The organism is Nonomuraea sp. NPDC049750 (genome assembly GCF_040659625.1).
Taxonomy (GTDB): Bacteria; Actinomycetota; Actinomycetes; order Streptosporangiales; family Streptosporangiaceae; genus Nonomuraea.
The window spans coordinates 1-21,009 of the sequence record NZ_JBFANB010000018.1 but is presented as its reverse complement, the minus strand read 5'-3'; the positions used below and the strand labels follow the sequence as shown (position 1 = coordinate 21,009).

At 67.2% G+C, this 21,009-nt stretch carries 25 protein-coding genes and 2 pseudogenes; 14 read left to right on the top strand and 13 right to left on the bottom strand.

Annotated features, from left to right (window positions below; all coding sequences use genetic code 11):
- The first annotated feature begins 86 nt into the window (after positions 1-86).
- The 4 genes from AB0J16_RS36925 (at position 87) to AB0J16_RS36910 (ending at position 3,031) form a co-directional block, all read left to right on the top strand.
- Positions 87-263: a (2Fe-2S)-binding protein gene (locus AB0J16_RS36925; protein ID WP_357651140.1), complete on the top strand. Its 177-nt coding sequence runs from the start codon at positions 87-89 to the stop codon at positions 261-263.
- Positions 264-279: 16 nt separating this feature from the next.
- Positions 280-765, top strand: a complete 486-nt coding sequence (gene bfr, locus AB0J16_RS36920) for a bacterioferritin (RefSeq protein ID WP_358431745.1) — start codon at positions 280-282, stop codon at positions 763-765.
- A 316-nt stretch (positions 766-1,081) separates the two neighbouring features.
- Positions 1,082-1,750 carry a response regulator transcription factor gene (locus AB0J16_RS36915; protein WP_043620820.1) on the top strand — a complete coding sequence of 223 codons (669 nt, stop codon included), beginning with the start codon at positions 1,082-1,084 and terminating at the stop codon, positions 1,748-1,750.
- A 3-nt stretch (positions 1,751-1,753) separates the two neighbouring features.
- The gene (locus AB0J16_RS36910) at positions 1,754-3,031 is read left to right on the top strand and encodes an ATP-binding protein (protein ID WP_358431747.1); all 1,278 of its coding nucleotides are present in this window, start codon (positions 1,754-1,756) and stop codon (positions 3,029-3,031) included.
- Here the strand turns inward: AB0J16_RS36910 and AB0J16_RS36905 are convergent.
- Positions 3,015-3,488 carry a GtrA family protein gene (locus AB0J16_RS36905; protein WP_358548472.1) on the bottom strand — a complete coding sequence of 158 codons (474 nt, stop codon included), beginning with the start codon at positions 3,486-3,488 and terminating at the stop codon, positions 3,015-3,017. The genes AB0J16_RS36910 and AB0J16_RS36905 overlap by 17 nt on opposite strands.
- Positions 3,489-3,738: 250 nt before the next feature.
- Between AB0J16_RS36905 and AB0J16_RS36900 the strand changes: the two genes are divergently transcribed.
- Genes AB0J16_RS36900 through purE form a run of 3 tightly spaced genes read left to right on the top strand, consistent with a single transcriptional unit; the run spans position 3,739 to position 6,292 of the window.
- On the top strand, positions 3,739-4,593 hold the full coding sequence (locus AB0J16_RS36900) for a hypothetical protein (protein WP_358548469.1): 855 nt from the start codon (positions 3,739-3,741) through the stop codon (positions 4,591-4,593).
- Between the two features lie 24 nt (positions 4,594-4,617).
- On the top strand, positions 4,618-5,766 hold the full coding sequence (locus AB0J16_RS36895; protein ID WP_358548466.1) for a 5-(carboxyamino)imidazole ribonucleotide synthase: 1,149 nt from the start codon (positions 4,618-4,620) through the stop codon (positions 5,764-5,766).
- A gap of 28 nt (positions 5,767-5,794) precedes the next feature.
- Positions 5,795-6,292 (top strand): 5-(carboxyamino)imidazole ribonucleotide mutase, encoded by a 498-nt coding sequence (gene purE / locus AB0J16_RS36890; protein ID WP_357948859.1) that lies wholly within the window; start codon positions 5,795-5,797, stop codon positions 6,290-6,292.
- 80 nt (positions 6,293-6,372) lie between these two features.
- On the opposite strand, the gene AB0J16_RS36885 is transcribed toward purE, so the two are convergent.
- A complete protein-coding gene (locus AB0J16_RS36885; RefSeq protein WP_358548464.1) occupies positions 6,373-7,686 on the bottom strand; it encodes a UDP-glucose/GDP-mannose dehydrogenase family protein in 1,314 nt (437 codons plus the stop codon).
- Positions 7,687-7,809: 123 nt separating this feature from the next.
- On the opposite strand from AB0J16_RS36885, the gene AB0J16_RS36880 reads away from it, so the two are divergent.
- Positions 7,810-8,973, top strand: a complete 1,164-nt coding sequence (locus AB0J16_RS36880; protein WP_358548462.1) for an acyl-CoA dehydrogenase family protein — start codon at positions 7,810-7,812, stop codon at positions 8,971-8,973.
- 267 nt (positions 8,974-9,240) lie between these two features.
- Here the strand turns inward: AB0J16_RS36880 and AB0J16_RS36875 are convergent, their stop codons facing one another.
- From AB0J16_RS36875 to AB0J16_RS36835, 9 genes are all read right to left on the bottom strand, one after another.
- The gene (locus AB0J16_RS36875; RefSeq protein ID WP_358548460.1) at positions 9,241-9,624 is read right to left on the bottom strand and encodes a hypothetical protein; all 384 of its coding nucleotides are present in this window, start codon (positions 9,622-9,624) and stop codon (positions 9,241-9,243) included.
- A 90-nt stretch (positions 9,625-9,714) separates the two neighbouring features.
- On the bottom strand, positions 9,715-10,992 hold the full coding sequence (locus AB0J16_RS36870; protein WP_358548457.1) for a site-specific integrase: 1,278 nt from the start codon (positions 10,990-10,992) through the stop codon (positions 9,715-9,717).
- A gap of 3 nt (positions 10,993-10,995) precedes the next feature.
- Positions 10,996-11,172: a helix-turn-helix domain-containing protein gene (locus AB0J16_RS36865; RefSeq protein ID WP_358548455.1), complete on the bottom strand. Its 177-nt coding sequence runs from the start codon at positions 11,170-11,172 to the stop codon at positions 10,996-10,998.
- On the bottom strand, positions 11,169-12,512 hold the full coding sequence (locus AB0J16_RS36860) for a replication initiator (protein WP_358548453.1): 1,344 nt from the start codon (positions 12,510-12,512) through the stop codon (positions 11,169-11,171). Before AB0J16_RS36860 ends, AB0J16_RS36865 begins: the two co-directional genes overlap by 4 nt.
- 211 nt (positions 12,513-12,723) lie before the next feature.
- Complete coding sequence (locus AB0J16_RS36855) at positions 12,724-12,885, bottom strand: hypothetical protein (protein WP_358548450.1); 162 nt, start codon at positions 12,883-12,885, stop codon at positions 12,724-12,726.
- 18 nt (positions 12,886-12,903) lie between these two features.
- Positions 12,904-13,230, bottom strand: coding sequence for a hypothetical protein (locus AB0J16_RS36850; protein ID WP_358548448.1), 327 nt, complete (start codon positions 13,228-13,230; stop codon positions 12,904-12,906).
- A gap of 13 nt (positions 13,231-13,243) precedes the next feature.
- Positions 13,244-13,951: a DUF2637 domain-containing protein gene (locus AB0J16_RS36845; protein ID WP_358548445.1), complete on the bottom strand. Its 708-nt coding sequence runs from the start codon at positions 13,949-13,951 to the stop codon at positions 13,244-13,246.
- 27 nt (positions 13,952-13,978) lie between these two features.
- Positions 13,979-15,313 (bottom strand): FtsK/SpoIIIE domain-containing protein, encoded by a 1,335-nt coding sequence (locus AB0J16_RS36840; protein WP_358548443.1) that lies wholly within the window; start codon positions 15,311-15,313, stop codon positions 13,979-13,981.
- A complete protein-coding gene (locus AB0J16_RS36835; protein ID WP_358548441.1) occupies positions 15,306-15,635 on the bottom strand; it encodes a hypothetical protein in 330 nt (109 codons plus the stop codon). The genes AB0J16_RS36840 and AB0J16_RS36835 overlap by 8 nt, the downstream gene beginning before the upstream one ends.
- Before the next feature lie 152 nt (positions 15,636-15,787).
- Between AB0J16_RS36835 and AB0J16_RS36830 the strand changes: the two genes are divergently transcribed.
- From AB0J16_RS36830 to AB0J16_RS36820, 3 genes are all read left to right on the top strand, one after another.
- Positions 15,788-16,180 carry a winged helix-turn-helix domain-containing protein gene (locus AB0J16_RS36830; RefSeq protein ID WP_358548438.1) on the top strand — a complete coding sequence of 131 codons (393 nt, stop codon included), beginning with the start codon at positions 15,788-15,790 and terminating at the stop codon, positions 16,178-16,180.
- Positions 16,181-16,724: 544 nt separating this feature from the next.
- Complete coding sequence (locus AB0J16_RS36825; RefSeq protein WP_358548435.1) at positions 16,725-17,456, top strand: AAA family ATPase; 732 nt, start codon at positions 16,725-16,727, stop codon at positions 17,454-17,456.
- Entirely contained in the window at positions 17,453-18,019 is a 567-nt protein-coding gene (locus AB0J16_RS36820) for a guanylate kinase (protein ID WP_358548433.1), read from the top strand. Before AB0J16_RS36825 ends, AB0J16_RS36820 begins: the two co-directional genes overlap by 4 nt.
- Positions 18,020-18,304: 285 nt before the next feature.
- On the opposite strand, the gene AB0J16_RS36815 is transcribed toward AB0J16_RS36820, so the two are convergent.
- Entirely contained in the window at positions 18,305-18,514 is a 210-nt protein-coding gene (locus AB0J16_RS36815; RefSeq protein ID WP_358548431.1) for a hypothetical protein, read from the bottom strand.
- A 140-nt stretch (positions 18,515-18,654) separates the two neighbouring features.
- Here AB0J16_RS36815 and AB0J16_RS36810 point away from each other — a divergent pair, with 140 nt between their 5' ends.
- Both AB0J16_RS36810 and AB0J16_RS36805 read left to right on the top strand, forming a co-directional pair.
- A complete protein-coding gene (locus AB0J16_RS36810; RefSeq protein WP_358548429.1) occupies positions 18,655-18,894 on the top strand; it encodes a winged helix-turn-helix domain-containing protein in 240 nt (79 codons plus the stop codon).
- Between the two features lie 21 nt (positions 18,895-18,915).
- Positions 18,916-19,168: pseudogene (locus AB0J16_RS36805) on the top strand (NUDIX domain-containing protein); the annotation flags it as partial.
- A 55-nt stretch (positions 19,169-19,223) separates the two neighbouring features.
- Here AB0J16_RS36805 and AB0J16_RS36800 read toward each other — a convergent pair.
- Entirely contained in the window at positions 19,224-20,465 is a 1,242-nt protein-coding gene (locus AB0J16_RS36800; RefSeq protein ID WP_358548426.1) for an IS256 family transposase, read from the bottom strand.
- A 123-nt stretch (positions 20,466-20,588) separates the two neighbouring features.
- On the opposite strand from AB0J16_RS36800, the pseudogene AB0J16_RS36795 reads away from it, so the two are divergent.
- A pseudogene (locus tag AB0J16_RS36795) lies at positions 20,589-20,783 on the top strand (NUDIX hydrolase); the annotation flags it as partial.
- Positions 20,784-21,009 lie beyond the last annotated feature (226 nt).

The window sequence follows — 21,009 nt, the reverse complement described above, 5'->3', positions numbered from 1 at the left end:
CTAACATAGGCAAGCCTTACCGAAGTGGGTTACCTTAGGTGTGCCTAACCTCTGGTGTCCCTTCGTCGTGAGAGGCTTTTCCCCGCATGTACGTCTGTGTCTGTCGTGCCGTGACCGAGAACGAGGTCCACGACTGCATTGCCGCGGGCGCGAGGAGTGCCAAGCAGATCCGCGACACCACGGGCGCCGGGGGCGACTGTGCGACTTGTGTCAGGAAGATATGTGCGATCCTGAAGCGGTCTGAGGAACTCGCAACCGCATAGCACGAGGAGCCCGTTCATGCAGGGCGACATCCAGATCATCGAGCTGCTCAACGAGCAGCTCACTGCGGAATTGACCGCGATCAACCAGTACTTCCTGCACGCCAAAATGCAGGAGAACTGGGGCTACACCAAGCTCGCCGAGCACACCCGAGCCGAATCCATCGATGAGATGCGCCACGCCGAGCGTCTCACCGATCGCATCCTTTTCCTTGAGGGACTGCCCAACTACCAGCGTCTCGGCACGCTGCACATCGGCCAGACGGTCGAGGAGCAGCTGCGGGCCGACCTGGAGGTGGAGCTGTCGGTCGTGGCCCGGCTGCGGCCGGGCATCCAGCTCATGCGGGAGAAGGGCGACGCCACCTCCGCGCGGATCTTCGAGGACATCCTCGCGGACGAGGAGCTCCACATCGACTACCTGGAGACCGAGCTGTCTCTGATCAGGGCGCTGGGCGAGCAGCTCTACCTCGCCCGCTACGCCGAGCCGCCCTCCAGCGACGACTGAGTCTCCATCGCTTTGAGTCTCCATCGCTGGAGTCTCCATCGCTGGAGTCTCCATCGCTTGAATCTCCATCGAGCCCGTCCCACGCGCCCGCCGGTACTCCCGGCGGGCGCGCGCGTTTTCGCGACACGCCGGGCGGCACAGAAGGTTTTGCGATTCTGCAAGATCGGGAATCGCCTTTGTCTCCGACGAGTGCGGTAATTTAAGCGGGACTAACTGACATTTATCTGTGTTTGCCCAGGTCAATGGATAGGTCAACGACGAGTCAAACCGCGCGCTGTGACCGGGAAACGATCGCCTAAGGTCCTACGATCGCTTTATGACCTGCGTACTTCTCGCCGAGGATGACACCTCGATTTCCGAGCCGCTCGCGCGTGCGCTGCGCCGCGAGGGCTATCAGGTTGAGGTGAGCCCCGACGGCCCGCAGGCCCTGGAAAGGGCCCTGTCGGGTGGCATCGACCTCATCGTTCTTGACCTCGGCCTGCCAGAGATGGACGGGCTGGAGGTCGCGCGCCGGATCCGCGCCGAAGGGCACGGCACCCCGGTCCTGATACTCACCGCCCGCGTCGACGAGGTCGACACCGTCGTCGGCCTCGACGCCGGCGCCGACGACTACGTCACCAAGCCGTTCCGGCTCGCCGAGCTGCTCGCCAGAGTGCGCGCGCTGCTGCGCCGGGGCACCTCGGAGACGCCGGTGGTGCAGGGCGTCCGCATCGACGCCGACTCCCGCCGAGCCTGGATGGGAGAGAAGGAGCTGCATCTTACGACCAAGGAATTCGACCTGCTGCGCGTGCTCGTCCGCGACGCTGGCAAGGTCGTCACCCGTGAGCAGATCATGCGGGAGGTGTGGGACACCAACTGGTGGGGCTCCACCAAGACCCTGGACATGCACATTTCCTGGCTGCGTCGCAAGCTGGGCGACGACGCGGCCAAGCCTCGCTACATCACCACCGTCCGAGGAGTCGGCTTCCGCTTCGAACGCGAGTAGGAGATGCGCCGACGCCTGCTCACATCCACCCTGCTCGTCGCGGTCATCGCGGTCCTGCTGCTGGGGGTCCCCCTGGGCATCGTGGTCAGCCGTCTGATCGTCGACGAGGCGGCCCAGGAGCTCAGGGCGGAGGCGACGCGCCTGGTGGGGGAGGTCGAGTACGCCCGCATCCAGGACACACCTCTCGATCCTCAGCAACTCAAACAGAAGTACCCCGACCGCTACATCCAGATCTACGAGCGCGCCACCCAGCCCAAGGCGACCATCGTCGGCACCCCACCGCCGCCCGGCCACGAGATGACCGCGGACGCCCAGTCCGAGAACGGGATCTATGTCCGGGTGAGCCGCGACCGGGACCAGGTGGAGCAGGATGTTCGAGCACGCCTGCTCCTGATCGTGGCCCTGGCCGTCGCGGCTCTGGCGGTGGCGGTGGGCCTGGCCATCGTGCAGTCACGCCGCTTGACGCTGCCCTTGCAGGACCTGGCGAAGATCGCCGACCGGCTCGGGTCCGGGGACGCCCGGCCCAGCAAACATCGCTACGGCATACCCGAGCTCGACCGGGTGGCCCAGGTGCTCGACCGCAGCGCCACCCGCATCTCCGACCTGCTCACCAGAGAACGCGAGTTCGCCACCGACGCCTCCCACCAGCTCCGCACCCCGCTCACCGGCCTCACCATGCGCCTGGAGGAGATCGTCGCCGCCTGCGAGGAGCCGGAGGTGGTCCGCGAGGAGGGGGAGGCGGCCATCGTGCAGGCCGAGCGCCTCACCGCCGTGATCGACGAGCTGCTGGCCGCCGCCCGCCGCCAGCGGCACGCCCAGGCCAAGCCCGTCGGCATCGACGAGGTTCTGGTCCAGCAGGTCACCGAGTGGGAGCCGGTCTTCCGCGGCGAGGGCCGCTCGCTGCTGCTCGAAGGCTCACGCGGGCTCAGGGCGCTGGCCACCACCGGCGGGTTCGGCCAGGTCATCGCCTCACTGCTGGAGAACTCCCTGCGCCACGGCGGCGGCACCGTCACCGTCACCACGACCAGTGGCGACAACTACGTGGTGACCGAGGTCTCCGACGAGGGCCCCGGCATCGCCGACGACATCGCCCCCAAGGTCTTCGAGCGCAACGTCAGCGGGGCCGGGGGCACCGGCCTGGGGCTTACCCTGGCCCGCGCGCTGGCCGCCGCCGACGGCGGTCGTCTGGAGCTCGTACGGCGCCGGCCGGCGACGTTCGCCATCTTCCTGCGCCACGCAGAGGAGAACGACAGGACCCGCGTGGTCAGCGGTCCTGCTTGACCCCGGGCAACTCCGTGGGGATGGGCTCGGTGGCCTCCAGGAACACCCACTTCTTGTACGACCAGTAGCGGAACAGCGTGCCGAGGCCGACGCCGACGAAGTTGGCGATGTTGAGGCTGAGCAGGTCGTGCAGGTGCAGGGTGTACTTGGTGAACCCGATGGTCAGCAGCCCGAACAGCAGCGCGATGCCGTTGAGCAGGAAGAACAGGAAGTATTCGCGGCCCAGGCCGCTCTGCTCGCGATGCCGGAAGGTCCAGAAGCGGTTGCCCAGGTAGGCGAACGTCGCCGAGATGACCGTGGCCGCCACCTTGGAGGTCAGCGGACCCATGCCGAACGCCAGGAACACGTTGTACAGGCCGGTGTCGACCACGAACGCGATGGCACCGATGGTCCCGAACTTCGTCAGCTCATGCAGGAGAGACGAGAACCGCTGGTAGAGCCCCTTGGCGAAGTTCACGTCTGCTACTCGGCCCTTCCCGGTCGTGGCGCAAATCAGGTCATGACCACTTCAGCGTACCGGCCGTCAGGCTGGTGGTGGGCCACGGCGGATGACGTCCCACCCCTATCAACACGCTTACAAATATCGCCTTATGCCCGACAATTACGAATCTGTAGCGTTACGCTGCGGTGGCAGATCGCCGGTACGTACCGGCGATGGGCTCAGACGGACCGCCGTCGCAGACGGCCACGACCCTCGGGGTTCACCTGTGCCGCTTCGACTGCTCGTCCTGCTCGTCGGCCTGACCGTCATGGCGGCCGGTTGCGGCACCACAGGCGTCGCCACGGTGGCGCCCCCCGAGGATCCGACCTCCGCTCCGGCGGCCGCCCACAGCGTCGACACGGCGACGGCCGAACAGGCGTTCCAGCTGCTCGGCCAGCTCGACCAGGCATGGAAGCGGCGGGACTGCGCCGCCGTCGCCGAGCTGACCACATGGGTGGAGAGGACGCTGGGCGGTCGTGCCTGTGAGGGCACCCGGAACGGCCGCCCGGCTCTCTACAGCGAGCCCAGCTTCTTCCTGCCCGGCGAGGGTGACTGGTTCGCCGCCCTGGCGAGCAAGCCGTCGCCGGCGTACTTCGTGTTCCTGCGTGAGGGCGGACGCTGGCGGCTCGGCGCGGGACCCATCCCCGCGCGCGGGGCGGCTCCGGAGACGCCGACCACCATCACCCCCGACGCGGGGCTGATCAGCCAGGCCCGCGTGGTCGCGCAGCGTCACCTCACCTACCTCACCGACCCGGCCGGGGTGGCGGGCGTGCGCTTCCCGGCAGGGGATCCCGTACGCGGCCTGCGAGACGAGCTGGCCGCGCTTCCCGGGCGGGTACGGCCGGACCGGCTCGACATCGACGTCGAGCTGCCCGAACAGCCTACGATGGCGCTCCCCCTGTCGGCCGACACCATGCTCGCCTTCGACGCGCTGCGCGTCGTCTACCGGCAGCGCCCGAAGGCGGGCTCGTCAGCCCTGGCCCACCCGCTGAAGAAGGACGCCGAGATCATCGTCCTGGCCGGCGTCATCAAGGCGGCGGAGGGCCTGACCACGGTCGGTGTGCGGCGCGGCCCCGCCTGAGCAGGTTGGGTAAGCTCAGCTGGCGTGAGTGCAAACAGTCCAATCGGGCCGGTCGTCGGCATGGTCGGCGCCGGCCAGCTGGCCAGGATGACGCAGCAGTCCGCCATCGCGCTGGGCGTCGAATTGCGGGTGCTGGCCAACACCTCTGACGAGAGCGCCGCCAGGGTCGTCGTCGATACGCGGCTCGGCGACTACCGCGAGCTGGCCGACCTGCGCGAGTTCGCCACGGGCTGTCACGCGATCACGTTCGACCACGAGCACGTGCCGACCGAGCACATCAGGGCGCTGGCCGCCGAGGGCCACGCGGTGCGGCCCGGGGCCGACGCGCTGGTGCACGCCCAGGACAAGGCCGTGATGCGCGAGCGGCTGACCTCGTTCGGCGCGCCCTGCCCGGCCTGGGCCCGCGTGTCGAGCGTCGAAGATGTCTCCGCCTTCGCCGCCGAGCACGGATGGCCGGTCGTGCTGAAGGCGATCAGGGGCGGCTACGACGGGCGCGGGGTGTGGGTCTGCCGGACTCCCGCCGAGGTCGCGGAGGCCCTGAGCAGTGGTGTGCCGATGATTGCCGAGGCGTTCGTGCCGTTCGAGCGGGAGCTGGCCGTACTCGTCGCCCGCTCGCCCCACGGACAGGGCGTCAGCTACCCGGTCGTGGAGACCGTGCAGCAGGACGGTATCTGCGTCGAGGTGCTCGCGCCCGCCCCCGGCCTCGACCCGGAGGAGGCCGCGGAGGCCCAGCGGATCGCGCTGCAGATCGCGCACGAGCTGGGCGTGACCGGGCTGCTGGCCGTGGAGATGTTCCAGACGGCCGACGGGCTGCAGGTCAACGAGCTGGCCATGCGGCCGCACAACAGCGGCCACTGGACGATCGACGGCTCCCGCACTTCGCAGTTCGAGCAGCACCTGCGGGCCGTGCTCGACCTGCCGCTCGGCTCGCCGTCGATGAGCGCGCCCGTCGTCGTCATGGCCAACCTGCTCGGCGGCGACGACCCCGACCTGTTCAAGCGGTACGAGCACGTGATGGCTCACGATCCCGGCATCAAACTGCACTTCTACGGCAAAGAGGTCCGGCCCGGCCGCAAGATCGGCCATGTGACCGCTGTCGGCGATGACCTTGAGACCGTACGCGCTCGTGCCAGGCACGCCGCCGTCTACCTGACCACTGGGGAGTACACGTGAGATCTCTGTGGGCAAGGAGGGCGGCGTGATGATCGGCATTGTGATGGGCAGTGACTCCGACTGGCCGGTGATGAAGGCCGCGGCTGAGGCGGTGGCGGAGTTCGGCGTACCGTTCGAGGCCGACGTGGTCTCCGCGCACCGGATGCCGACCGAGATGATCGAGTACGGCCGTCAGGCCGCGGCGCGGGGTGTCAAGGTGATCATCGCCGGCGCGGGGGGCGCGGCCCACCTGCCGGGGATGCTGGCCTCGGTGACGCCGCTGCCGGTGATCGGGGTGCCGGTGCCGCTGAAGTACCTGGACGGGATGGACTCGCTGCTGTCGATCGTGCAGATGCCGGCCGGGGTGCCGGTGGCCACTGTGGCGGTGGGCGGGGCACGTAACGCGGGGCTGCTGGCCGTACGCATCTTGGGGGTGTCGGACCCTGAGCTGCGGGAACGCATGGAGGAGTTCCAGGGCGAGCTGAAGGAACAGGCCCACGCCAAGGGCGAACGCCTGCGCGCCGAAGCGGCTCGCCTGGGCGGCTAGCACCTCGCTGGCCGGCCGTTGGGCGGCTGCCTTTCGGCCGGCGAGCATGGTCCTGGTGCTTTGCGGTGCTTTGCGGTGCTTTAGGGGCGGCCCAGGGCGCGATAGTGCCAGCCGGCAGAGCGCCAGGTTTCGGTGTTCAGGGCGTTGCGGCCGTCGACGATGCGGCGGGTCGCGACCACCTGGCCGAGCTCCTCCGGGTCCAGGTCGACGAATTCCGGCCACTCCGTGAGCAGGAGCACCACATGTGCCCCTTGGACGGCCTCCAGAGCCGATTCGCCGTAGTGCAGCTCAGGGTGTGCCTTTCGGGCGTTGTCCAGGGCGATCGGGTCGTACACGGTCACCTGGCCGCCCTGCTGGCCGATCGTGACGGCCACGTCGAGCGCGGGGGAGTCGCGGATGTCGTCGGAGTTCGGCTTGAAGGCGGCGCCGAGCACGCCGACCGTACATCCGTGGAAGGAACCGCCCGCCAACTCGCGCGCCAGGTCGACCATGCGGGCGCGGCGGCGCATGTTGATCGCGTCGACCTCGCGCAGGAACGTCAGCGCCTGGTCCGCCCCCAGCTCGCCCGCCCGCGCCATGAACGCGCGGATGTCCTTGGGCAGGCAGCCGCCGCCGAACCCGAGCCCGGCGTTGAGGAATCGGCCACCGATGCGGTCGTCGTACGACAGCGCCTCGGACAGCTGCGTGACGTCGGCGTGGGCGGCCTCGCAGACCTCGGCCATCGCGTTGATGAAGGAGATCTTGGTGGCGAGGAACGCGTTGGCGGCCGTCTTGACCAGCTCGGACGTCGCGAAGTCGGTGACCACCATCGGGATCTCCCCGAGCGGTTGGTAGACGTCGCGCAGCACCTTCTCCGCCCGCTCGGAACGCACACCGATCACGATGCGGTCGGGTTTGAGCGTGTCCTCCACGGCATAGCCCTCACGCAGGAACTCGGGGTTCCAGGCGAGCTCGACCTCGGACCCGGCCGGGGCGAGCCGGGCCAGCTTGTCGGCTAGCCGCTCCGCGGTGCCCACCGGCACCGTCGACTTGCCCACCACCAGGCACTCACGGTCGAGGTGCGGGGCCAGCGACTCGATGGCGCTGTCCATGTAGGAGACGTCGGCGGCGTACTCGCCGCGCTTCTGCGGTGTGCCCACACAGACGAAGTGCACGTCACCGAACGCCGCCGCCTCCTCGTAGGAGGTGGTGAAGCGCAGGCGGCCGGAGTCGAGTCCACGTCGGAGAACGGGTTCGAGCCCCGGTTCGTGGATCGGGAGCTCACCGCTGTTGAGCCGGCGAACCTTGTCGGCGTCTATATCAAGGCCCAGGACGTCGAATCCGAGATCCGCCATGCAGGACGCATGCGTGATGCCCAGGTATCCGGTCCCGATCACCGTGAGGCGATATGGCACGAGGAGCTCCTTTCGAGTGCCAGGCATGTTACCGGCCCGCGCTACCTCGTTCTGTGCCACCTGGGCATTTCCGCAAACTGTACCGCCTAGTAGCAAGATGGTCGGACGTCCTAGTATTTCGCCATGGACTTCCCTTTGTACGCGCCCGCCGAAGAGCACGACATGCTCCGGGAGACGATTCGAGCCCTCGCCGACGAGAAGATCGCCCCGCGCGCCGCGGAGACGGACGAGACCGAGGAGTTCCCCTGGGACGTCTACAAGGCGCTCGTGGCGGCTGACCTGCACGCCGTTCACGTCCCGGAAGAATACGGGGGCGCCGGGGCGGACGCGCTGGCCACGGTGATCGTGATCGAGGAGGTGGCCCGCGCCTGCGCGTCGTCCTCGCTCATCCCGGCGGTGAACAAACTCGGCACGGTGCCCCTGCTGCTGTCGGCCTCGGCCGACCTCAAGGCCCGTTACCTGGCGCCGGTGGCCCGTGGGGACGCGATGTTCTCGTACGCGCTCTCGGAGGGGGAGGCCGGCTCGGACGCCGCGGCCATGCGCACCCGGGCGGTGCTGGACGGCGACCACTATGTGGTCAACGGCACAAAAATGTGGATCACGAACGCGGGCGTCTCGGAGTACTACACGCTGATGGCGGTCACGGACCCGACGGCCGGCCCTCGCGGCATTTCCGCATTTATCGTGGAAAAATCCGACGAAGGCGTCTCCTTCGGGCCAAAGGAGAAGAAGCTGGGGATCAAGGGCTCGCCCACCCGCCAGGTCATCCTGGAGAACGTCCGCATCCCCGCCTCCCGCATGATCGGCGACCCCGGCACCGGCTTCAAGACCGCCCTGGCGACCCTCGACCACACCCGCATCACCATCGCCGCCCAAGCCCTGGGAATCGCGCAGGGGGCACTGGACTACGCCATCGGGTACGTCAAGGAACGCAAGCAGTTCGGCCGGCCGATCGCGGACTTCCAGGGACTGCAGTTCATGGTCGCGGACATGGCGATGAAACTGGAGGCGGCTCGGCAGCTGACGTACCACGCGGCGGCCAAGTCCGAACTGGCCATGCACGGCCAGCCCCAGAAGGACCTCACGTTCCTGTCGAGCGCCGCGAAGTGCGCGGCATCGGACGCGGCAATGGAGATCACCACTGATGCGGTGCAGTTGCTGGGCGGGTACGGGTACACACGGGACTTCCCGGTGGAACGGATGATGCGCGACGCCAAGATCACCCAAATCTACGAGGGCACCAACCAGATCCAGCGCATGGTCATGGCTCGGCAGCTGCTGAAGTAGGTCTTGACCTGCTCAAACCTCGGTACGCCGTAAGGAACTGCGGGGTTGTCGTGCCCCGAAAGCAGCCTCCACGGGATCCTGTTCCGTGGCTGTTCCGTGAGAGCCGCTGCGTGTGTGCTCTGATCACTGAGGCCCCTCTGCGGTGCGATCGAGAAGTGTCTGCCGACTCTCGCGGCGTTGAGTGCTCAGGAAAGCGATGAGCCGCCGGACAGTCCTGATCCCGGCGGCTCATGTGCGTGTGCTTGTTGTCTTCGAGGCCTCGTCGTCTCAGGACCTCGCATCCGCCAAGCGGCGAACGAGGCTCTCGACAAGGTTGAGATCCTCGTCGGAGAGTTGGTTGAGCGGGGCTTGGAGTCGTTGCACGGCGGCGGAGGTCTGCTGCTGGGAGTGGGTTCCGTACCAATCGGCGGCGATCATCGCCTGAACCTCCTCCCTTGTCACCTTGAAGAGGTGAGCGATTCCGTCGAATACTTCTGGGGCAGGCGGGCCCACGCGTGCGCTTGGGCCGCCGCCCCACGCGCCGTGTAGGGCTATGGCGTTCCACCAACTGTCGGAGCGGACGCCCAGTGACTCTCGATGCATGTCGACGTAGCTGAGGCCGTCCTGGCGAAGCCTGAGGACCTTGTCCCTGAAGGGGGTTGCTGTGTTCATGCCACCATCATCAAATCTACTTGGCATTGCCGCAAGTATTTTTCCCCAGTTGATTTGGCAGATCTTCCTGAAGTTCTTGGTGGATTGGCCCTATCTGCAGGAATCGGCCTGTGACCACTTCTCCAAGCGATTCGATACTGCTCTCGGGCGGAGAAGACGATCATCGATGGCGCTACGGGCGCGGTCGTGGGAGCCCGGCATCATGTGGGCGTACACGCGGAGAGTGAAGCCGGGATCGGCGTGCCCGAGGTACTCGGCGAGTTCCGTGACCGACACGCCTCCGGCCAGCATGACGCTCGCGTAGTAGTGCCGGAGTTGGTGCAGGCCCTCCTTGCGAGAGGTGGTGTAGCGGCTTCGCTGGCGCGTGTCCTTTTCCGGCGCCGGGATCACGCTCGCGGACACGAGAGCGGGCTTCCAGACGGTTTCGCTGTAGCTCCTGGCCTTGATGAAGCGGTCGTCCGTCCAGCGGAACAGCAGGTTGTGCGTGCGGAGCTTGCCGTCCACCTTCTCCCAGGGCAGGGAGCAGGCCAGCGGGGGATAGGCCGAGACGTGCCGCTTGACGGCCTCGGCCGCCCAGTCAGGCAGGGGTACGACGCGCTCACGATCGTTCTTCGGCAGGGCGAAGACGTGGTCGGCTCCCAGCTTCTTGACCTGCCGTCGGACGCGGAGAAGGCGCTCCTCGAAGTCGATGTCTTCGAGGGCCAGGCCGAACAGTTCACCCTGCCGTAGCCCGCACGCGGCCCCGAGCATCGGGAGCAGACGGAAGAGGGCGGGGTGAGCGTCGATCAGGGCATGGACTCGTTCATCCGACCAGGCAGTGATCTCTTCGACGGCGCGCTTCGGAACCTGGACGATTGGCGACTTGGCGGGACTTCGCTTGATCGCCTCGTCGGCGACGGCCAGGTCGAGGATGCCCTGAAGGACCAGAAAGGCCGTCTGTACGGTCGAGGTCTCGAAACGGCTGCTCAGGTCACTGATCCACGCCTGGATCTGGGACGGCTTGATGCTCTTCACCTGGCGCTTGGCGTAGGTCGGTGCGACGTGAAGGCGGTGGATGTACTCGTATCGGATCTTGGTTGATGGGTCCACGATGCGCGAGGCGAGCCACCGTTCGGCGAGGTCGCCGAAGAGCACCTTGCCGGCGTTCGGGTCGATGTAGTCACCGCGCGCGATGTCGGCGCCCATGGTGGCGATCTTGCGCTCGGCGTCGGCCTTGCGGTCGTACGCGGTTGAGCGCTCGTTGCCATCGGGGTCTACCCAGACGGCGAGCCAGCGCTTGCCCTTGCCGTGGCGTGCGGTCTTGACCTTCTGCGGCTTGCCGTCCGGGTTCCGGACTGTCTTGGTCCACAGGTCCTTGACGAAGGCCATGGGCTACTCCTGGTCCTGGACCCAGGACATGACGTCCTCGGGCATGTAGCGCAGGTGCCGGCCGATCTTGCGGCCTCTCGGACCCGTCCTGTGATGTCGCCACTGGTAGAGCGTCGCGATCGGAACACCGAGGAAGGTGGACACGTCTTCGACCGTCCAGAGCTTGTGTAGGGCGTTCATCGATAACCTCCCTCGATCGCCGCAGCGAGGATCGCGTCACCGAGGGACAGCCCTTGCCCGGAGTACTGCCAGTGGGTGACGACGAGGACGGTGTCCTCGTCGAAGAGCGGGAGCCGTCCGGTGGTGATCTGTTCGGTGCGCATGTGTTCTTCGCGTGCGGCGCGGAGCGCGCCGAGCGTGGTGGAGTAGTGACGACTCTTGGTGGAGAAGTGGCCGCGGAAGCCGAGCATGTGAGCCCAGTGAGTGAGCCGCAGGTCGGCCAGGCCGGGGTGTTCGCCCAGGCGTATGCAGGCGGTGATGAGTCGGCGGGCGTGGTCGCGGATGGGTAGGGCGTCGAGGTTGTCGAGGGGTTGGATGCGGCGGTCCAGGGTGCCGACGCATTCGGCGGCTTTGGTGGCGTATTTGGCGATGTAGGCGGCGACGGCTTGCTCGGTGAGGTCGCCGTCCATGGTGATGCGGCGGACGTCGAGTTGGGTGCCCCACTGGAAGGTGCGGTTGAGCGGCTTGATCTCCGCTGTCACGGCTGCTGTCGCGTGCTGGACGGCTTGGGTCAGAGCATCGGCTGTTGCCCAGGTTGGTGGTGGTGAGTTGGGGCCGTCGGGTCCGTCGAGGCGGATGACGGCGTGGAAGTGGACGACGCCGCGGCGTTGGTATTCGGCGACCTTGGCGAAGGCGATGGTGACGTGTTCGCGCAGGGCCTTGATGGTCAGCCCGTTGAGCTTGGCGAAGCGGCGGCGCAGGGCGAGCGTGAAGCGTCGCCACAGCTCCGGGCTGATGGCGTTGAACAGAACTGAGCCGTCGTAGTCGTAGCAGTCGGGGCATAGCGGTTCGCCGAGCCGTTTGTCGTCGGCGGTGTGCCGGTCGGTGCAGGACATCACTTGTCCGTGTGGGCAGGTCTGGGCGTCGCGGCGGGCGTGGCAGGGCAGGACCTTGCCGTTCTTGCCCCTGCGGATGTGGACCGCGCCGAAGGAGGGTGCGGTGAGGGTGACGAACAGGCAGGGGTGTGTGCTGACGGTCTCGGGCACGCCTTTGCCGCCGACGAGGCCGGCGCGGACGAGTTGGTAGGTGTCGGCGCGGTAGACCTCGGCGCAGGCGGGGCAGCGGGAGGCGCGGCGGGTCTTGCACGGGACGCGTAGGACGCCGTTCGGCTCGGTGGTGGTGCTGTAGCGGTGGAGGAGGTGGCCGGTGGCCTGGTCGTAGTGTTCGATCTTGCCGCGTAGGTGGATGGGCTGGCGGCAGCCGCCGGTGCGCTTGATCTGGTGGGCCCAGCGGTTGTAGTCGGGTTGGTTGAGCCGGTCGATCATTCCGGCTACGGCATGGCTGTGGGCAAGGTGGGGCACGATGGGATCCGTCCTATCCAGTGACGCTGGTGTGGATGGCCCCCGGCCTGGCGCGGATCTTGGCGGATGTGTGGCCAGGCGGGGGGCGCTACGGCTATGCGCCGTGGTTGTCGATGCCGCTGCCGTGGCAGTCGGCGCAGGTCTGGTCGTCGGTGAGGCCGGTCCCGTTGCAGGTGCAGCAGCGGTAATGGGCGAGTACGGCGTCCATGGGTCAGTGGTCCTTGCGCGGGATGATGCGGACGTAGACGCGGTAGGTGCGCGGGCGGGAGCGGTCGGGGTAGGCGCGTGACATCGCGGTGACGGTGAACACTTCGCGCAGGTGGATCATGCCGAGGGTGATTTCGGCGCGGTTTCCTTCGAGGCGGATGCGCATGGTCGGGTTCTCCTTGGTTCAGTGGGTGTCGGGTGTGACGCAGCCGTGGTAGCTGTCGTGGGCGGCGTAGCGTGCGCGGGCGGCGGACAGGATGGCCACGGCGCGGTATTCCACGGGGCCGAAGGTCAGGGAGGTCGTCACGTGGCCGCCGTCGCTGTCGACAGGCGTGCCGAGTAGGGCAGCGAGGCGTTCGATTCCGGCGCGCATGTCGGCGTCGTCGGCTCGCGGGATGAAGTGGTGGACGATGACCTGGTCGGGGGTGGGGATGTCGGGGCGTACCTCCAGGAATCCGGCCAGAGCGTGAAGGCCGACGATGAGGTGAAGACGCGGGTGCGCGACGGGCATGGGGTTCTCTCTTTCAGTGGATGTCGGCGGTGCCGAGGGTGCGGAGCAGGTCTGCGGCGAGTTGGCTGGACACGCCCAGGCGGGCGCGGAGTTGGTCGCGGGTGATGGGCTTGCCGTGGGCGGTGTGGTGTTCGTCGGCGATTCGGCGGGCGTAGTCGACCAACGCGGGGTCGGGAGCGGGGCCGTCGCCGGGGTGGCCGTCCTGGTCGTTGTCGTGGCCGGGGACGAGGGCGGGCCGGTCGGCTTGGGGGACGGCTTGGGGACGCTCCGGGACGGGCGGGGACGCCGCCGTCCAGGATGGGGACGTCTGCGAGACGTCTGAGGGCGGCTCGGGATGGGTTGTGCTGGCGCGACGCTCCAGCATGGAGACGGCGATGAGGAAGGCGGCGGCCGGGGTGGCGGCGGTGATCCGGCCCCAGGTGGTCGGGTCGGCTTGTTGCAGGTTGGCGGCCAGGGACAGGACGATGCCGCCGGTCAGTACGAGCACCGGCCAGGACACAGGCCCGCGCCGGGCGCGGCCGGTCTTCTTGTCGCGTTGGCGTTCGCGGGCGGCCATGACGCAGGTGAGGTCGATGCATACCGCGATGGCCCAGGACATCCATCCGTGCTGGCCGTGCTGGGTGGCGGTGTCGCGGATGTGGGTGAAGGATCCGGCTCCGGCGATGAGGGCCAGGACCAGGATGGGGCCGGTGTCGAGTAGTCGGGCGGTGAAGTGGCGCATGGTCTGTCCTCCTCTCAGTGGTTCCGGTCAGGCCGTTTGCTGGTCGGGGGTCTCGTATGGCTGGCCGGCCATGACGTCGGTCCAGGCTGGGGCGAGGTCGGCGTAGGTGTGGGCGGCGTGTTCGGCCGCTTTCTCGCTGACGTAGAAGGATCGGGCGCGGTACCACTGGCCGTCTTGTCCGGCGACGATGGCGACGCCGGGTGTCTCGGCGGCGATGGCTCGCGCGGAGTCCAGCGCGGCGGGGTCGAGGTCGCCGAGGGTCATGGTGGCGGTTTCGGGGTCGTTGACGCGGTGGCAGATCCGTCCGGAGCATTGGGCGCGTAGGGCGGTGACGCCGGGGCCGAGGTCGGAGCCGATCCTTTGGCCGCAGCAGAACAGGTAGATGCCGAACGCCCGCCCGAGTTGGGCGACCCGCAGTAGGGCGGTGGAGGTTTTGGCGATCTCGTCTTTCTCGGACTTGTCGGCCATCAGGTAGAGCTCGGCCAGTTCGTCCACCAGGACCACGACGGGGACGGGGCGCAGGGTGGGCGGGAGTTGCCAGATGTTGCGGGCGCCGGTTATCCGGCACACGCCCATCCGGTCGGTCATCAGTGTCACCAGGTCATCGAGCAGCCCGCCGCATTCAGCCCTGCTGGTCGCGAGTGCGGACAGGCGGGGTGCGTACGGGGTGAACTCCACCCCGCCTTTGAGGTCGAACCCGATCAGCGCCACCGGCTGCGGTGCCAGGCCGACGATGAGGGCGTTGGCCAGGTTGGACTTGCCGGACTGCGTCGCCCCGGCATTCAGCCAGTGCGGCACCGTACGGAAGTCGACGACCCACGGGCGGCCGGTCTCCAGACGGCCCACGGTGATCTTGAGCAGTTCGGTCGAAGGCGGCAGTTCATCGACCTTGACCAGCGGGTCGCGGATGGTCGCGGCCAGGCGTACGCGGCCGGGTTTGTCGGAGGTGACGCGGATGGCGTGCACGCCCCAGGAGTGCGCCAGCCGTTCGGCCACGTCGGCGTAGTCGGCCGGGATCTGCCCTTCCAGGGTGTGCAGGGTGACCCGCCAGCCGTGCCGGGTCGGCAGGGGCAGCCACATGAACGGTTTGGTGTCCACGGCGATGCGCTGCCACTTGCGCCGGACGCGGACGACGCCGGTCGAGGCGACCAGGCCGGGGACGGTGGTGAACCAGAAGCGCTGCCGCTTCTTGGTCAGGCCGCAGCCGAGGGCGACCTTGCGCCATGAGGCCCGCACGCTGATCGCCGTGATGGGGAACGCGACGACGAGCCAGAACGACGGGTAGTGGAAGCGGCGCCAGGCCCAGAGCCCGGCCGCGACAGCGGCCAGGACCCCGAGCATCGACATGGGCTGGTCAGACATCGGCGGCCTCCCGTAGCGGGAGGAGCGCGGTGGCGCGGTAGGAGATGCCCCAGCGGCCGGCGATCTCCCAGACGTAGCCGAGCAGGCCGACGGCGTTGACCTGGTTTCCGGCGGTGATGGGCGGCTCGCCGGTGATGCCGATCTTGACGAGTTCGATCCGGCCGAACTCGTCCTCCACGGAGACGGTGACCTCGTAGACGGTGTTGCCGTTCTTGTCGGTCTTGATCTCGCCGGTGTCGCGGTTGAGCACGCGAGGCCGAGGGGCCTTCACGCAGGTGATGGTGAGCTTGTTGGTGTCCACAGGGATGGGGACGGTGCGCATGGTCGGTTCCTTTGAGTAGTTGAGACGTCACTCTATGAATACATAGAACGCTTAGAATTCTAAGTTGTCAAGGGCTTCCACGCAGACTTGGTTGGCATGTCAGGTGGGCTGTGCTGAACTGGAGGGGCAGACACCCTCGCGGAAGGCTTCGCATGGTCGAGAAGACCGGTCGGCCCGGCTATCTCCAGATAGCCGATGACCTGCGCACGCAGATCAGGACGGGCTCACTCGCGCCCGGTGCCGCTCTGCCGTCGACCGCCCAGCTCTGCCAGCGCTATGACGTATCCGCCAGCGTGGTCAAAGCGGCCATCAGCGTGCTGCGCACCGAGAACCTGATCGTGGGCCAGCAGGGCAAGGGCGTGTTCGTCCGCGAGGACGCCGCCACTGTCGCCGCCGCCGCCGGGGCGAGGGCCGGCGATGAGGGGGCCGGCTCGTCGGCGGTCATGGAGCAGCTCGCTCAGATGCGGCACACGATGGCGGTTCTCGGAGACCGGATCGCCGATCTGGAGAAGGCCGTGTTCCAAGGGCCGAAGCGATCTCGCTGACCCGGCAGGCCAACTCCTCCATTTCAGACCGGATGGCCTGAAGCTCGTCCAAAATCCGCTCGTTTGTGGTCACTCCCGGCACCCCTTTTCTGGTCGATCGTTATCCCGGCGGGGATGCCGTAAGTTCATCGCGCATTCGCGCTGTTGAGTATCACGCAGCGTTAGCTAAGCTTCTGCATGGCCGCCTGCACGGCGGTTACACATGCGCTTACACGCGCCTGCCCCTCAAAGCGCGCAAAAGGATGCGATGAAGACAATTCACCGCCCCGGCTGGCAGCCCGTGATCCTGCGCCGGCACCGCGAAGCGCACGGCCTCACCCTCGAAGCCGCAGGTGACCAGCTCCGCCAGGTCGCCCACCGACACGGCCTGACCGCGCCGGCCGCCAACTTCCAGACACTCTGGGCACACGAACAGGGATCGGTATATCCAGGACCTCACTACCGACGCGCCTATTGCCTCCTATACCAGGCGAATGAGCCAACCCTTGGTTTCCGCCTGCCGCTTCCCGGCGAAATACCCGAAGTGGAAAATTCCATCTCCGATTTGCCTGCCCCCACCGACCCCGCCGCCGACACAGCCGCCGCCCAGGTCATCGAACAAACACTGATCAAAGTGTCCGGCACGCCCTCGAATGGCGAACAGAACGCGCTGCTGAATCGCGTCGTGGACGCGTGGCGACGCCGCCACGGCCAAGGCAGCCCCAAACCGATCCTCACCCTCGTCGGCGGCTACGCCGGATGCGGCAAGACCGAGTTCTCCCGCTTCCTGTCCGACATCACAGGGTGGGCGTTCCTGGACAAGGACTCGCTGACCCGCGCCATGGTCGAACGACTGCTCGTCTCCCTCGGCGGCGATCCGCACGACCGGCACACCGAGTTGTACCTACGCGAGGTCCGGCCGCTGGAGTACCGGTGCCTGATGGAGACCGCGTTCGACAACCTGAAGGTGGGGACATCAGCCATCCTGTCCGCACCCTTCATCGCCGAACTGGCCGATCCCGACTGGGTGTCGCGGCTGACGAATCGGTGCGCGGCCAAGGGCATCGACGTGGCGGCGGTGTGGGTCCGCTGCGATGTCGCGTCCATGCGCGAGTACATCGAGTTCCGTGGAGCCCCTCGGGACGCGTGGAAGCTCCAGAACTGGGAGACGTACGTCAGCGGCATCACCACCGACACGAGCCCCGCGACCGCGCACATCACCGTGGACAACCGTCTGGGGGCCGCGATCAGCCTCGCCGACCAGACCCGCGAGACGCTGAGGCGGATCTTGTCGTGATCGGCATCGTCCTGTACGGGCCGCCCGCCAGCGGCAAGAGCACCGTCACCGCCGCCCTGACCGCCCTCGATCCACGCTTCGCCCTGCTGCGAAAGCTCAAGGCCGGCAACCGGCGCGGCAGCGAATACGACTTCGTCACCATCGAGGAACTGGAAGAGCTGCGGGCCACCGGACGACTGCTGGTCGAGACCCACCGCTACCGCAGCACCTATGCCGTCGACCGACACAGGGTCGAGGAACTGAGCCAGGCCGGACAGGTGCCCATCGTTCACATGGGCAACGTCTCCGACATCCGGCGCCTCATGGAATCCCACCCGTGGTGGGTCACCCTGCTGTGGATACCTCGCGAGATCTGCGAACAGCGGTCCCACCAACGAGGCGACCACAACACGGGCGAACGCCTGCGAGCCTGGGACGAAACGCTGTCCGACCTCCAGGCCCACGACGGCGACATCTTCCCGCTGCGTATCCGCACCGACCAGACGACACCCGAGGAGGCGGCACGGCGCATTGCCAGCGGCTTCTTCGCCTGGCAAGCGCCGGCACCGAGTCATACCGCCTGACCAGTCAAGATCCGCAACCACAGGTCTCGGGCGGCCTTGGCGGACATCCACGTACTTTCGACAACCGGTGAGGGACGTCCATCAGGAATCCGCCGGACGAACCACAACCCGCCCGCAGTACACAGCTCGAAGACAGGACGCCGACAGATACAGGTGTGCTCCCGGATCCGCACCCGCGAGGCACGTGGCATGCTCCGCTCCCACGCAACCCGCTCAGCCTCCGCTTGCGGAGCAGCCGTGTGCAGGCCGTGATAGGCCGTCACGAACTCCGAGGCCGCCACGACATCACCCCCGGGCCCGCTGCTCTTGCAGCAGCGCTACGAACGTCGCCATATCATCGGCGCTCACTGTCTGCTGGAGGCCCGCGTCAATCTCCGCGTTACGCAGCCGCACCCCACGCCTGGTCGCGTAGAACACGCCCGCGTCACTGCGGAAGAACGACCAGCCAGGGAACGTGACGCGAAGCGCGTCGAGGTCATAGGTGGGCGTCGACATGGCATCAGGCTAGAAGCGAGAACCGAAGCCTGTCTACCCCTAGGGGCCCCATTAGATCTAAGGGGACGGCGATGGATCCCAATAGATCCCGAGAGGCGAGTGAAGGCGGGTGGTGCCCCCTTTCTACCCTTAGAGACGTGATGGACTTCGAGCCAGACCGGCCCCGCTGGCAGCAGATCGCCGACGTGCTCCGCACACGCATCACCAGCGGCGAGTACCAACCCAAGTACCTGGTGTCCGAGGTCCGGCTCGTCCAGGAGTTCGGCGTAGCCCGCGAGACCATCCGCAAGGCCATCCGCCAGCTCCGCGAAGAAGGCCTGATCTACACCGTGCCCAACCTCGGCAGCTTCGTCAGCCCAACCGACTCCACAGACTCCTGAGCTCCTACCAAGCTCGTGCCCATGGCCGGCACGATCGACTTCTACGACGACCCCCACGCACCAGCCGCAAACAGCCTCGCGCCCTCGGCCAATCGTCGTCACCAACGCCTCCGGCAACTGGGCTCTGCCCGGCGGAGCCATCGACCTCGGCGAATCGATTCCAGCCGCTGCCATCCGGGAAACCCTGGAAGAGACCGGAATCAGCTGCGAGATCGCAGGATTCGTCGGCACGTACAGCGATCCCAAGCACGTCATCCTCTACACCAGCAACGGTCACGTCCACGGACGTGGTGTATGAGTGGATCTTCGCGTGATCCTGTTTCTGCAGGTTAAGCGGTCAGTGTTTGCGGCAGTGGGTTCTGGGCTGGTGTGTCGCCCGGGATCACGCGCAGGCGGGCCTTGGCCAGGGCATCCAGGCCCATGTAGCGGCGGGCTTCGACCCATTCGTCGGTCTGTTCGGCCAGCACGGCGCCGATCAGGCGGATGATCGCTGTTCGGTCGGGGAAGATGCCGACCACGTCGGTGCGGCGGCGGATCTCCTTGTTCAGCCGTTCTTGCGGATTGTTGGACCAGATCTGGGTCCAGATCTCGCGCGGGAAGGCGGCGAAGGCGATGAGGTCTTCGCGGGCGGCGTCCAGGTGCTCGGCCGCGGCCGGATGCTTGGTCTCCAGGGTTTGCACGACCCAGGCGTGCTGGGTGCGTACCAGGGCGGCGTCGGGCTGGTCGAAGATGGTGCGCACCAGGGTGGCCACGAACGGCTGCGCGGACTTGGTCACGCAGGTGAGCAAGTTGCGCAGATAGTGCGTGCGACACCGCTGCCAGGACGCGCCGGCCAGGGTGGCGCCGATCGCGGCCACCAGCCCGCGGTGGCAGTCGGAGACGACCAGCTGCACCCCCGACAGGCCGCGGGCGACCAGGCCGCGCAGGAACGCCAGCCAGCCCGCGCCGTCTTCGGTACTGGTGACCTCCAGGCCGAGGATCTCGCGCCGCCCGTCGGCGTTCACGCCGGTGGCCACCAGGCAGTGCACGTTGACGATGCGGCCGCCCTCGCGCACCTTCTGCGTCAACGCGTCCAGCCAGATGAAGGTGTACGGGCCGGCGTCCAAAGCGCGGGTGCGGAACGCCTCGACCTGCTCATCCAGCACCTTGGCCATCTGCGAGACCTGGCTCTTGGAGATGTTCTTGATGCCCAGCTGCTCGATGAGCTTGTCCACGCGCCGCGTCGAGACGCCCAGCAGATAGCTGGTCGCCACCACACTGATCAGTGCCTGCTCGGCCCGGCGGCGCCGCTCCAGCAGCCAGTCGGGGAAGTATGAGCCGGACCTGAGCTTGGGGATCGCGAGCTCCACGGTGCCTGCGCGGGTGTCCCACTCGCGCGCCCGGTAGCCGTTGCGCGAGTTGGTCCGTTCGCTGCTGCGCTCGCCGTAGCCGGCCCCGCACAAGGTGTCGGCCTCGGCCGACATCAATGCTTCGGCCATGGTCTTGACCATGGATCGCAACATGTCCGGGTCATCGCTCTCGATCTGCCTCGCCAGCCACTCACCGGGCGTCACACTGTTGTCTGCGGCCATCGCCTTGTTCTCCTTCGATCTTGAACTGCGCATTCGAAGGATCACGCGATGGCCGTCCTCATTTCACGACGCCACCCCTGTCACCAGGCCAAACTCATACACCACTTCCGTGGACGCAGCCCCAGCAACGGCGAGGTTCGGCAAGAGTTCTCCATCGTCCTGACGGCCCGAGCTATCGACGGCGAACCGAGACCCAGCCAGGAGTCACGCGAGGTCCGATGGGTGCCAAGAGGCCAAGTGGCGCAGTACCGCATGGACCGGTCAATGCGCCTACGGATCGACCGCTACCTCAACGGGGACGAACCGTACGGCGGCTGAAGCACAGGACCACCACACCCACCCGAGCGCCAACGTCAAGCATCATCCGATACCGACTCCGGACTGCATCGCCACAAAAGACCAGGTCAGAGACTATGCAGTTCGAATGGATGAGAACTTTCTCTACGATTTCAAGGGTGCGCCGTGCGGCGCACCGATTCGTGAGGAGGTGAAAGACCTTCTCCTGCGTCCTGTCGCAGCAGGGAGCAGAAGCTGAGGGCAGCCT